Below are 12,653 nucleotides of genomic sequence, written 5' to 3' on the forward strand. Positions count from 1 at the left end.
CCTATTCTCCACCACGTTTTAGTTTGGCCAAAGCATCGGCCATGGCTGTATTAAATACGGTTTTTTTGACTGGCTCCGATTTTTTTATCTTATCTGGTTTTTTCTTATGTTCTTGCTTCTTCTTAAATTCAGGCTGCTTTTGTTCCGCTTGTTTTCTAGCCGGCTGTGGTTTATTAGCTTTCTGCAAGACAGCAGGAGCCTGCTCATCATTCAGCTTCATACTTAAACCAATCCTTCGGCGTTCTTTATCCACTTCAACCACTTTAACTTTTACAATATCACCGGCTTTAACAACAGAACGAGGATCTGTAATAAAGCGATTGGTCATTGCTGAAATATGTACCAACCCATCCTGGTGAACGCCAATATCAACAAAGGCACCAAAATTAGTCACATTACTCACAACACCTTCCAGAACCATTCCTTGTTCCAAATCTTTAATGTCCTCAACACCTTCCTGAAATTGAGCGGTTCTGAATTCTGGTCGTGGATCTCGGCCCGGTTTCTCCAATTCACGTAAAACATCTCTTATTGTTGGCAAACCAAAATTCTCATCCACATATTGTTCAGCGTTAATGCTCTGCAATAATTCTCTATTGCCGATTATTTCCTTAATACTAACTTTTTTATCTGAAATAATTTTTTCCACTAAAGGATAGGCTTCAGGATGAACACAAGAGGCATCTAAAGCATTATCTCCATTCATAATGCGCAAAAAGCCGGCTGCTTGCTGAAAAGCCTTTTCTCCCATACGATGGATATTTTTTAATTGATTTCTGTTTGTGAAAGCACCATGTTCATCGCGAAATTGCACAATATTTTTAGCTAAAGTATCATTCAATCCGGAAATATGGGATAGCAAAGCTGCAGAGGCCGTATTAATGTCTACGCCAACAGCATTCACACAATCCTCGACAACACCATCCAGGCAACGCGCCAACTTTGCCTGGTTCACATCATGTTGATACTGGCCAACACCTATTGATTTGGCTTCAATTTTTACCAGTTCTGCCAAGGGATCTTGCAATCTTCGTGCAATAGATACAGCGCCTCTTAGGGAAACATCCAAATCAGGAAATTCATTGGCTGCAATTTCAGATGCGGAATAAACAGATGCCCCGGCTTCACTGACAATTATTTTTGTTAATTTCAAATCAGGGTACATTTTAATTAAATCAGCTACCAATCTCTCTGTTTCCCGAGAACCGGTGCCATTTCCTATGCTGATTAAATTAACCTGATATTTCGCAGCAAGCTTGGCCAAATCCGCAATGGATTGATGCCATTCATTTTGAGGAGCAAATGGAAAAATAACAGAGTAATCCAACAACTTACCTGTAGCATCCACGACAACCACTTTAACACCCGTTCTAATTCCCGGGTCAAGACCTATCGTCACTTGAGGACCTGCGGGAGCAGCCAGCAACAGATCACGTAAATTTTTGGAAAACACTTTAATGGCTTCCTCATCTGCTATTTCGCGCAGACGAGTTAATAACTCAAGCTCCAGCTTGGTAAATAACTTAATTTTCCAAGTCATCCTGACCGTATCTATAAGCCAGCCATCCGCTTTTCTTTGCCTGTCAGTGACATTAAAGTAAGCAGCAACCTTATTCTCTCCATAATTGGCATCCTGATCAGGTAAAACCAGACTTACTTGCAGAATTCCTTCACGCCGCCCCCGGAACAAAGCCAGTGCCCGATGAGATGGAATTTTTTTAATCGCTTCCGAATAATCAAAGTAATCAGAAAATTTATTCGCCTGATCCTTTTTAGTACTGTTTCCTACTGATTTGACTATTCCGTGTTGCCACAAATACTCTCGTAATTCGTTAATTAACTCGGCGTCTTCAGCAAAATGCTCCATTAAAATATGTCGCGCACCATCCAGGGCGGCCTGAGTGTTTTCAATCCCTGCTTCGCTATTTATAAATTGGGAAGCCTGCTCTTCGGGATCCAAAGCAGGATCTTTCCATAAAGCATGAGCTAATGGCTCTAATCCTGCTTCAATAGCAATTTGTGCTTTTGTACGACGTTTAGGCCTATAGGGTAAATACAAGTCTTCCAGGCGTGTTTTAGTTTCAGCAGCTAATATGCTTTGTTCCAATTCCGGTGTTAATTTTTCTTGTTCACGAATGGATTGCAAAATGACTGTTCGTCTCTCATCCAATTCACGCAAATAAATTAGCCTTTCCGCAAGAAACCGCAATTGCACATCGTCAAGCCCTCCCGTTGCTTCTTTGCGATAACGCGCAATAAAAGGTACTGTTGCTCCTTCATCTAACAGCCGAATAGCAGTTTCTACCTGCGATACTTTGACCTTAAGTTCATCTGCAATAATTGCGGCTGACGCCAACATCACTTCTGCCATTCATATCCCCGTAAAACATGATAAAAATCGTCTCATTATATACTCATCACATACTATAATGCGATATAGAAATTAAGCTAATATCCATACAAAATGTCCTTATGCGTAACACTGTACTACGTTTTACCCCTTCCTAATACGCCAAACATAATCATTCACTTCACTAATACCAAGATTAAATAAATGATCATTAGGCTCCCGAATTCGTTTTTGCGATTTCAACAACTCTATTTTGGCACATTGCTGATACGATAAAGCGATTTCTTCTGGGGAAACACTATACGGAGGACCCTGCACTTTCTCTTGATTATATTGTAAAGTCTTTAACAGAATACTTCCCCCAGGCTTAAGCCACTTGAGGCAAATATCTACATACGCTGGTCGCAATTTTTTTGGCAAAGCAACCAAAGCCGCTCTGTCATAGATAGCATCAACTGGTTCTATTAAAGCCGCGTTTAAAGCAAAAATATCGGTAATCCATAAATTCAAATTATCTGTAAAATATTGTTTTGCCTGACCTGTCGTATTCTCCCGAACAGTGATTTGGTGCTCCTGAACAAACTGAAGAATAGCCTTTTCAACCAGTTCGATACCAACCACATGATACCCTTGGCGAACTAACCAAAGCATATCGACACTTTTTCCACACAAAGGAACCAGAACCCTTCCCTTGGCAGGTATATTTAAGGAAGAGATATAGGCTATCAAATCCGGATTTACTTCTTCTTTATGAAAAGAAATACGTCCCTCGCACCATAACTCATTCCAAAAATATTGACCTTTGTTCACTCTACAGTCACCGATTTTGCAAGGTTTCTAGGTTGATCCACATCAGTCCCTTTAGCTACAGCAACATGATAGGCCAGCAATTGCAAAGGAATAGTGTAAACAATAGGCGCAAGCCAAGCACCACAGGATGGAACTTTGATTAAACGAGCGCCATTCGCTTTCCAATTTTGTGAATCATCAACAAATACAAATAACTGCCCACCTCTGGCACTCACTTCATGTAAATTGGATTTTAATTTATCTAAAAGTTCATCATTAGGGGCTACTGCAATCACAGGCATATCCTTATCAACCAAAGCCAATGGACCATGCTTTAATTCACCGGCAGGATAAGCTTCCGCATGTATATAAGATATTTCCTTAAGTTTTAATGCGCCTTCCAGAGCTACGGGATATTGAACCCCTCGACCTAAAAATAAGGCATGAACTTTATTTACAAACAAAGAAGCCAATGATTCGACTTCTTCATTCATCTGCAAAACACGCTCACAACAGGCAGGCAGCTCTTGTAATTGTCTTAAAACTTCCTGCGCACGATTGTCCTTACAAAGTGCTGCTGCCAACATCAGGAAGGCTGCTAACTGTGTAGTAAACGCTTTGGTAGATGCTACACCAATCTCAATACCTGCCCGAGTTAAAAAAACACAATCCGCCTCTCTCACTAAAGTACTGGTTGCAACATTGCATATAGCTAAACTAGCCAAATAATTCGATTGCTTTGCCTTAAATAGGGCAGCAAGAGTATCAGCTGTTTCTCCTGACTGAGATACAGTGATAAATAAGGTATTGTCGGGGACAACAACATCTCGGTATCGATATTCACTTGCAATTTCAACCTGTGTAGGTAAGCCGGCAAGTGATTCAAGCCAATATTTGGCAATCATTCCAGCATGATAACTGGTTCCACATGCCACAATGTGAATATTTTTTACCACCGGGAAAATATGGGATGCTTTCTCACCAAAACTCGCTCTTAGCACATCAATGCTATTAATTCGACTTTCTAACGTGTCTGTGATTACCTTCGATTGTTCAAATATTTCTTTCAGCATAAAATGCCTGTATGGCCCTTTATTCACTATCTCAGAATCACTGTTCAACGGATGAACCGCTCTTTGAACAAGTATTCGATTGGAATCATAGACCTTAATATCCTGTGTTGTGACACAAGCACTGTCACCCTCTTCCATGTAAATAACTGATTGTGCGAAAGATCTGAGTGCCAAGGCATCAGATGCAATGAAATTCTCACCAATTCCAAATCCCAAAACCAAAGGACTCCCTTTACGAATTGCAACCAATTCTTCTGGTCTTTTCTGATGAATCACTCCTAATGCAAAAGCCCCTTGCATTTCTGCAGCAGCTTTTTGTACAGCAAGTAATAAATTCTCATGCTGCTGGTAATGATAATGAATTAAATGCGCAGCAACCTCTGTATCAGTTTCAGATGTGAATTGATAACCATAAGTAATAAGTTGTTGACGCAAATGTTCATGATTTTCAATAATGCCATTGTGAACTAATGCGATTTCTCCATGAGATAAATGAGGATGAGCATTTTGTTCGGAGGGTTTACCATGCGTCGCCCAACGAGTATGAGCTATACCTGTATTTCCAGCGATAGCGGTCTCTTGCATAGCATCCGCCAAATTCTGCACTTTCCCCTGGATTCTTACTCTCTTTAAACGATCTTGACTATCTATGACAGCAATACCTGCAGAATCGTACCCTCTATATTCCAATCGGCGCAAGCCTTCCAATAAAATCTTGCTAATATCCCGTTCTGAAACAGCTCCCATAATCCCGCACATAACCTGCTCCTCTTTTCAGCAACTGTTTTTGTAGAAATAAGCTTTTTCATTCTTGGTTCATCTACTATATATAGATAAAGAGTGAAACGCATAAGAATGCAGCTAATTTCCTAAATAACCGGTGCCTTAAATTTTATAAATAATATTCCCTCATATGAATGAAGTATATCAATAAAAAAGGGGAATTATGACATAAAGTTTTACAAATCACTAAGGCAAATTAATCTTCGTCATCATTTAGAGACTCAAGAATTGCTTAAAAACCGCTCTGGATTTACTTAAATGAGGATCAATTTAGACAACTTCATCATGAAATCACCTGAACCACTGTTAATGTGGTTCAAGTGATGATACCTAATTGTATTAGGCGGACTCTGGCATTTTGCAAGTTACCTCGTAGCCATGTTCCTCCAAAGCCATACAAACCTCATAAGCAAGATAGTTATGTGCTCTCGTGGTTGGATGAATTTCATCCCAGAATAAATAGTCTTCTGGTTCACTACACATGTGATAGTTATTTTCACCTGGAGCAAATTGCTTATCTCGATATTGAAGAACCTGTGTGTATTGCAATACGTAGTTACGAGCAAATGGAGAGTGAATGAATGCATTGAACATGGGGAACTTCACATCGATACAGGCATCTTTCACATTATAAAAACCATATTTCTCCGGATCTTCAAACGCTTTTTTCAGGTATTGCTCTGTATTTACAAACAAGAAGTCAGCTGTTGGATACCGCTCTTTCCATGCGTCAATCCGTTTTGCAAGGCGCTCATTATGAAGGTCTACCGCTGCATTTAACACGTCACGATCAGTAGTTTTCACAAACTTGGGAGTATCCCCCACATGTGGTATTCCCATAATAACAAAACGTCTCGCTCCCGCATTAGCCAGTTTCAGAACTGCAGAACTCAAACCATCCAACACATTGTCAATATAGGTGCTCATTACTTCAGTATTGTAATTGTCTTCAAAAAACAGAACATTAATGTAATCATTACTTCCTGAATAAATAAAATACAGCGTTTCATCACTTAACTGCTCGTGTTCCAGCAGATAAGCTTGCACTATCAGACCAAGACTCGGAGGAATTAATTTTCCTACTATCAGGTTCTTGATTGTTCCCAATGGATGCCGTATCAAGTTCCAAACTGTTAATTGATAATCATAAGTGGCAGACCAGCTACCTCCAAATGCTTTATTTAGGTAGACTTCTTCATCACTTTTTTGTATCGATAACATTTCTGCCAAATACTCAATCCAGACACGACCATTAGAAAAGCGATTTTTCCAATAAGGTTTGCCAGGCAGCACCGGGACCTGTTTTACTTTACCCACCAAATTGGCAAGATAGGGAGCCAAATCATGATCAAAAAAATCTGTAACTGCTGATATTCCTGCATCAAGCACGATCTGTGGAACATAATAATCGTTAGCAAACTCTATCATTTTGTTGATAACAAAAATTTTGAAAGGAGCCACTAAAAACGCAGGATCCTCTTCCTGACGCAGGCTTTTAAGTAAATGGGTAGTATTACCGTTATCAGACAAGCTGTCTCCAAACACCACTATTGATTTCACTGGAATAGACGTAAAACCAACCAAAGGGAGAGACAACAATACAATGAAGAGCCAGCGACAAATCCTGTTGTTTTGGATCATAAAAATCTCCTTATATCAAAGCCAGCGAAACAAAAGATAGCAGCTTAACCCTTAGAGTATGATCAGAATTTAATTATTGTCAACGATTCTTTATACTTAAGTACTAACATGCAATAACGCAACTATTTTTCACCCAATATGCCGTTAAAATCCCGATGTCCAGGAAATGCATTTAATTCATTCCTATTGATTAAATTGTGCGTAAATGATAATTTTTGCGAATTGATTTTTTGTTAATCTTTAGGTTACAGCGTGAAAGACATTATTATTGCATCATTTTATAAGTTCATTCCTCTCAATGATTTTGAATCACTGAGAGAGCCCATACTCACTAAAATGCATGAAATAGGCATAAAAGGAACTATCATCCTGGCCCATGAGGGCGTCAACGGCGGATTTGCCGGGAATAGAGAACAAATGAATGTTTTTTATGATTACCTGCGTTCTGATTCGCGCTTTGCCGACCTGCATTTTAAAGAAACCTATGACAACAAAAACCCTTTTGATAAAGCGAAAGTGAAACTCCGTAAAGAGATAGTGACCATGGGCGTCCAGAAAGTTGACCCCTCTTATAATGCTGGGACCTATCTAAGCCCTGAGGAATGGCATCAGTTCATTCAAGATCCTAATGTTATTTTATTAGACACCCGCAATGATTATGAATACGAACTGGGTACTTTCAAGAATGCAATTAATCCTGACATAGAAAATTTCAGGGAATTTCCCGACTACGTTCAGCGCAATTTAATTGATAAAAAGGACAAGAAAATAGCCATGTTTTGTACTGGCGGAATTCGTTGCGAAAAAACGACAGCCTATATGAAAGAGCTGGGCTTTGAGCATGTTTACCAACTTCATGATGGCATTCTAAATTACCTGGAGTCTATTCCTGAAAGCGAATCACTTTGGGAAGGCAAATGTTTTGTTTTTGATGACCGCGTTGCAGTGGATCAAAAATTAGATCGTGTTTATCCACAGTTACCTCAGGATTATAAATACGAAAGAGAGCAGAAATAACGTAGAATATACTTTTTTGCCATAAGCCGTTCAAGGCAACAAAATTAAGAAAAGCAGTTCAATGGGATAGTACATCAGTTATACTGTTTTTTTCAACAAATCAGATGAATTATGACTACCAAAAAACAACCAGATTCCACCATAGCCTTGAATAGAAAAGCTGGTTTTGATTACTTTATTGAAGATCAATACGAAGCAGGCCTGGTTTTGGAAGGCTGGGAAGTAAAAAGTCTGCGTGCTGGAAAAATCAATTTGTCGGATTCACACGTGATAATCAAATACGGTGAGGCATTCCTATTGGGCGCCCAAATACAGCCTCTTCCCACCGCATCCACTCATTTTATTCCTGATCCGATCAGGACGCGCAAGCTATTGATGAATAAAAAAGAATTAAACCATCTCATAGGAAGTGTTGAAAGGCAAGGCTATACCATAGTCCCTCTTTCTTTGTATTGGAAAAAAAATAAAATTAAAATAAAAATTGCTCTGGCTAAAGGAAAAAAAGAGCATGACAAAAGAGACACGATCAAAGACAGAGAATGGCAAAGGGATCGTTCAAGAATAATGAAAAAGAACACTTGAGGAGATGGTTTATGAAAATAGGTGAGATGGTCCCCGATTTTGCTTTTAACGCCACGAACAACGTGCAAGGACATCTTAATGATTACAAAGGACAGATCATTGTACTTTATTTTTACCCTAAAGATGCCACTCCGGGCTGTACGACTGAAGGTCAAGACTTCAGAGATGCCTACTCACAATTTAAAGATTTAAATACGGTGATTTTTGGTATTTCCAGAGATAGTTTAAAATCTCATGAACAATTCAAAAGCAAACAGAATTTTCCTTTTGAATTAATCAGTGATAGCAATGAAACATTATGCCAAATGTTTGATGTGATCAAGATGAAATCCATGTATGGCAAACAAGTCAGAGGAATAGAGCGGAGCACTTTCATTATAGATACACAAGGTGTCTTGACACACGAATGGCGTAAAGTGAATGTAAAAGGGCACGTTGAGGAAGTTCTAGACACGGTGCGATCTTTGGCAGGATAAATAAGAATAATCCCTGATAGGGATTGATGCTTTAAAAAAATACTTTTTATAGAGTATTTAATTAATTTTTGCTATTATTGTTGCGGATAAATACATCAAATACGCCCTTTTCTTAAGAGTTCAATATGTTTATCCGCAACCTGCAACTTTTTATTGTTGTCGCCTCTTGCATACTGGTTTTAATTGGTACAGATATTTTGTTACCAAGCCTGCCTAACATTGCTCACGCACTGTCTGTCTCATCAAATGAAGCCAAAATGCTCATTTCCATTTTCATGATAGGGCAATTTTCTACAGTTCTTATTTGGGGCGTTATTGCCGACCGGCTAGGCAGAAGAAAAACATTATTTCTGGGGATGCTTATTTTCTTTATAGGCTCAATCTTCAGTTTAAAAGCCGATTCAATTCAGTTGTTACTGGCTTGTCGATTCTTGCAAGGTACTGGCGCAGTCGTTGTCCCTGTTGCAGGTTGGGCTTTAGTCCAGGATCTCTTCCCCAAAGACGAAGGAGCTCGCATCATGACCTGGATTGGGACACTGACTGCAGTGATTCCACTCTTTGCCCCCGCATTAGGGGGACAATTGGATGTGTTATATGGTTGGCGTTCAAATCTTTATTGTATCGCATTTTACTCTTTCATTTTATGCGTCATTATGCTGTTTTTACCCAGAACTATCCCCGTGCAAAAAACGACAACTGCTGACCTGAAGGAAACACTAAGCATTTACATTCGAATTATAAAAAACAAAACATTTATTTCCTATATCGCACTATTTGGATTATTAAACTGTGGCGAGTGGTGCTTCCTGACTGTAGCTCCATTTTATTATTCGCACGCACATATTGCTGCTGACACCATGGGGATATTATTAATGATTACTTCCATGGGATTTGTCTGCGGATCGTTACTGGCCTCCCGCTTATTTAATCGCCTGGGGATTGATAAAATCATAGCATTGGGAATTCAGTTGGCTGTAATGAGCAGCCTGATGTTGTTAATAGGAGAATACTTTCACTGGAGCAAGTACCAACTCTATAATGCCATAACTATCGGCGTCTATATTCTAAGCTCAGCCTTGCTATGGGGCGCAACCACATCCAGAGCCCTGCAATGCTTCGATGATTGCAGAGGCTCAGCCTCTGCAATTCGCAGTTTAATATTACTGTGCTTTGCTGCTTTTGGCACTTATTCAGGTCGCCTGGTTAATCATAATAGCCTGTTCCCTGTTGGATTGTTTTTACTTTTTATGGCCTTCATTGCATTCATTGTTTTCAATAATAAAGAATTGAAAACAGAACGGCACATGGAAGGCATACCCATTTAACTTAAAAACAGACACTTAATAATATAATTCTTGACGGAACCACCATAGCTCAGCACAATGAACATAGAATTCAGGGATTTCAATGTACTCCCTGCCTACGCAGGAGACTGATTCCACTTGAATTGAAGAATACTTTAGCTGACAGGGTGAACCTATGGATAATACCAATACCGGACTTAAGCTGTTCGTGCTCGATACTAATATTTTGATGCATGATCCTACTGCTATCTACCATTTTGATGAGCATGATATTTATTTGCCAATGGTGGTGCTTGAAGAATTGGATAGTCATAAAACAGGGACATCCGAATTGGCGAGAAACGTAAGGCAAACGAACCGCATGTTGGTAGAGCTAATGAGTAACGCCACTCACGATCAAATTGTCTCAGGACTGCCTATCCCATCTTACATCAATAGCAGCAACAAGAAATGCAGTGGACGATTGTTTTTTCAAACAGATGAATTTGATCAAGTGGTTCCTTCAACTCTGCCGGGCCATAAAGTAGACAATACAATACTGGCAACCGCTTTAGGTCTGCAAAAAAAATATTATGGCAAAAGACAAGTTATCATTATTTCAAAAGACATCAACTTGCGTATTAAAGCAGGGATATTAGGTATTCATGCTGAAGATTACTACAATGACCAAGTGCTGGATGACGTCAATTTACTTCACAGAGGATTACATATTCTCGATAACAATTTTTGGGATAGTCATGCCAAAGATATGGGATCCTGGCAAGAAAGTGGTAAAACCTTTTATAAGGTAAGCGGTCCTTTGGTAAGCCAATGGAATCCAAACGATTGCCTTAGTACGGAAGATGACCAGTTTCAAGCTTTGGTCAAGAAAATTGATGGGCCTAATGCCGTAGTTCAACTCATTCGTGACTACACTCAACCCAAACATTCAGTCTGGGGAATCACGGCAAGAAACCGTGAACAAAATTTTTCCCTAAACTTGTTACTGGATCCCGATATTGATTTTGTCAGCTTGCAAGGCTCAGCAGGTACAGGGAAAACACTATTAACCATAGCCGCAGGATTAACCCAGGTCATGGATCAAAATCGATACAGCGAGATATTAATGACAAGGGTAACGATTCCTGTTGGCGAGGATATAGGATTCTTGCCGGGTACCGAGGAGGAAAAAATGACTCCGTGGATGGGCGCTTTAATGGATAATCTTGAAGTGCTTCACAGCTCGCAAGTCGGCGGCAGTTTTGGACGCGGGGCAACTCAGGATTTACTGCAAAACAAAATTAAAATACGCTCGTTAAATTTTATGCGGGGAAGAACTTTTTTAAACCGCTATATTATAATTGATGAAGCGCAAAATCTGACATCAAAACAAATTAAAACCTTGGTTACAAGAGCAGGCCCAGGTAGTAAAATTATTTGTCTGGGGGACATTAAGCAAATTGATACCCCCTATTTAACTGAAACCACTTCCGGACTGACTTTTGCCGTAGACCGGTTTAAAAGTTGGGAACACAGCGCTCATATGACTTTGACTCGGGGAGAGCGCTCAAGGCTGGCTTTTTATGCGGCTGAGCATTTATAGTATTTGTTTATGAGGATTAATAATGACTGATCAAGCGATCACTTTTGATGATGTTCTGCTCGTTCCATCGTACAACCATCATGAATCCAGGCGAGTTGTTGAAACAACCAGTACCGACAGGTTAGGTAAACTGACTTTAAATCTTCCGGTAATCAGCGCCAATATGGATACAATTACCGAAAGTAATATGGCTAATTTTATGCACAGCAAAGGAGCCATGGGCGCTTTACACCGATTTATGACCATAGAAGAAAATATTCAGGAATTTAAGAAATGCAAAGGACCTGTCTTTGTATCGGTTGGATGTACTGAAAATGAATTACAACGAGCAGAGGCACTGCGAGATGCAGGAGCCGATTTCTTTTGTGTTGATGTAGCGCATGCCCACGCCAAATACGTTGGCAAAACATTAAAAAGCTTACGTCAGTTATTGGGAAGTCGCTGCATTATGGCTGGGAATGTCGCCACTTATGCCGGGGCAGATTATCTTGCGTCTTGTGGCGCTGATATTATTAAAGCAGGTATTGGAGGAGGCTCAGTATGCAGCACCCGAATTAAAACCGGCTTTGGCGTCCCCATGTTGACCTGTATTCAGGATTGCTCACGTGCCGATCGTTCCATCGTTGCTGATGGCGGCATCAAAACATCGGGTGATATCGTCAAAGCATTGGCCTTTGGCGCTGATTTTGTGATGATAGGCGGCATGTTAGCCGGCTCTGCCCCCACGCCAGGAGAGGTCTTTCAAAAAGATGACGGAAGCAAAGTCAAACGCTATCGAGGCATGGCATCCCGAGAAGCCCAGGAAGCATTCCTTGGACAAATGCATGAATGGAAAACAGCAGAAGGTGTTGCGACTGAAGTGCCATTTAAAGAAAACCCTGATGGGATTATTGCTGATATCATAGGCGGATTGCGCTCTGGTCTAACCTATGCCGGCGCCGACTCCATCAGCGAATTGCAAAGAAAATTGAATTATGTGATTGTCACCCAGGCGGGACGCATAGAAAGCTTGCCTCACAAGTTGCTGGAGGGATAACTCACCAACCCGGATAATCT

General features: G+C 40.1%; 10 protein-coding genes. 6 read left to right on the forward strand and 4 right to left on the reverse strand.

Translation table 11 applies throughout. The features are described from left to right. Position 1: 1 nt before the first annotated feature. The 4 genes from LPG_RS14295 to plaC all read right to left on the reverse strand — a co-directional run bounded on the left by LPG_RS14295 (position 2) and on the right by plaC (position 6,636). Positions 2 to 2,371, reverse strand: coding sequence for a Tex family protein (locus LPG_RS14295; protein WP_010948521.1), 2,370 nt, complete (start codon positions 2,369 to 2,371; stop codon positions 2 to 4). A gap of 123 nt (positions 2,372 to 2,494) precedes the next feature. Beyond that, complete coding sequence (locus tag LPG_RS14300; RefSeq protein WP_010948522.1) at positions 2,495 to 3,160, reverse strand: thiopurine S-methyltransferase; 666 nt, start codon at positions 3,158 to 3,160, stop codon at positions 2,495 to 2,497. Next, positions 3,157 to 4,971: a glutamine--fructose-6-phosphate transaminase (isomerizing) gene (glmS, locus tag LPG_RS14305; RefSeq protein WP_010948523.1), complete on the reverse strand. Its 1,815-nt coding sequence runs from the start codon at positions 4,969 to 4,971 to the stop codon at positions 3,157 to 3,159. Before glmS ends, LPG_RS14300 begins: the two co-directional genes overlap by 4 nt. 363 nt (positions 4,972 to 5,334) lie before the next feature. After that, on the reverse strand, positions 5,335 to 6,636 hold the full coding sequence (gene plaC, locus LPG_RS14310) for a lysophospholipase/glycerophospholipid:cholesterol acyltransferase PlaC (RefSeq protein ID WP_010948524.1): 1,302 nt from the start codon (positions 6,634 to 6,636) through the stop codon (positions 5,335 to 5,337). A gap of 252 nt (positions 6,637 to 6,888) precedes the next feature. Here plaC and LPG_RS14315 point away from each other — a divergent pair, with 252 nt between their 5' ends. The 6 genes from LPG_RS14315 to LPG_RS14340 all read left to right on the forward strand — a co-directional run bounded on the left by LPG_RS14315 (position 6,889) and on the right by LPG_RS14340 (position 12,633). Then, positions 6,889 to 7,653 carry a rhodanese-related sulfurtransferase gene (locus LPG_RS14315; RefSeq protein WP_010948525.1) on the forward strand — a complete coding sequence of 255 codons (765 nt, stop codon included), beginning with the start codon at positions 6,889 to 6,891 and terminating at the stop codon, positions 7,651 to 7,653. A 111-nt stretch (positions 7,654 to 7,764) separates the two neighbouring features. Next, a complete protein-coding gene (gene smpB / locus LPG_RS14320) occupies positions 7,765 to 8,235 on the forward strand; it encodes an SsrA-binding protein SmpB (RefSeq protein ID WP_010948526.1) in 471 nt (156 codons plus the stop codon). An 11-nt stretch (positions 8,236 to 8,246) separates the two neighbouring features. After that, a complete protein-coding gene (locus LPG_RS14325) occupies positions 8,247 to 8,711 on the forward strand; it encodes a peroxiredoxin (protein WP_015443925.1) in 465 nt (154 codons plus the stop codon). Positions 8,712 to 8,836: 125 nt separating this feature from the next. Continuing rightward, positions 8,837 to 10,036 carry an MFS transporter gene (locus LPG_RS14330; protein ID WP_010948528.1) on the forward strand — a complete coding sequence of 400 codons (1,200 nt, stop codon included), beginning with the start codon at positions 8,837 to 8,839 and terminating at the stop codon, positions 10,034 to 10,036. 154 nt (positions 10,037 to 10,190) lie between these two features. Then, a complete protein-coding gene (locus LPG_RS14335; protein ID WP_010948529.1) occupies positions 10,191 to 11,597 on the forward strand; it encodes a PhoH family protein in 1,407 nt (468 codons plus the stop codon). 22 nt (positions 11,598 to 11,619) lie between these two features. Then, positions 11,620 to 12,633 carry a guanosine monophosphate reductase gene (locus LPG_RS14340; RefSeq protein ID WP_010948530.1) on the forward strand — a complete coding sequence of 338 codons (1,014 nt, stop codon included), beginning with the start codon at positions 11,620 to 11,622 and terminating at the stop codon, positions 12,631 to 12,633. Positions 12,634 to 12,653: the final 20 nt, after the last annotated feature.

The sequence above is a fragment of the Legionella pneumophila subsp. pneumophila str. Philadelphia 1 genome (assembly GCF_000008485.1).
GTDB lineage: Bacteria > Pseudomonadota > Gammaproteobacteria > Legionellales > Legionellaceae > Legionella > Legionella pneumophila.

Bases quoted from the DNA above. Each gene is read 5' to 3' on its own strand.
- LPG_RS14295 (WP_010948521.1), bottom strand. From the start codon at position 2,371: ATGGCAGAAGTGATGTTGGCGTCAGCCGCAATTATTGCAGATGAACTT.
- glmS (WP_010948523.1), bottom strand. From the start codon at position 4,971: ATGTGCGGGATTATGGGAGCTGTTTCAGAACGGGATATTAGCAAGATT.
- plaC (WP_010948524.1), bottom strand. From the start codon at position 6,636: ATGATCCAAAACAACAGGATTTGTCGCTGGCTCTTCATTGTATTGTTG.
- smpB (WP_010948526.1), top strand. From the start codon at position 7,765: ATGACTACCAAAAAACAACCAGATTCCACCATAGCCTTGAATAGAAAA.
- LPG_RS14325 (WP_015443925.1), top strand. From the start codon at position 8,247: ATGAAAATAGGTGAGATGGTCCCCGATTTTGCTTTTAACGCCACGAAC.
- LPG_RS14330 (WP_010948528.1), top strand. From the start codon at position 8,837: ATGTTTATCCGCAACCTGCAACTTTTTATTGTTGTCGCCTCTTGCATA.
- LPG_RS14335 (WP_010948529.1), top strand. From the start codon at position 10,191: ATGGATAATACCAATACCGGACTTAAGCTGTTCGTGCTCGATACTAAT.
- LPG_RS14340 (WP_010948530.1), top strand. From the start codon at position 11,620: ATGACTGATCAAGCGATCACTTTTGATGATGTTCTGCTCGTTCCATCG.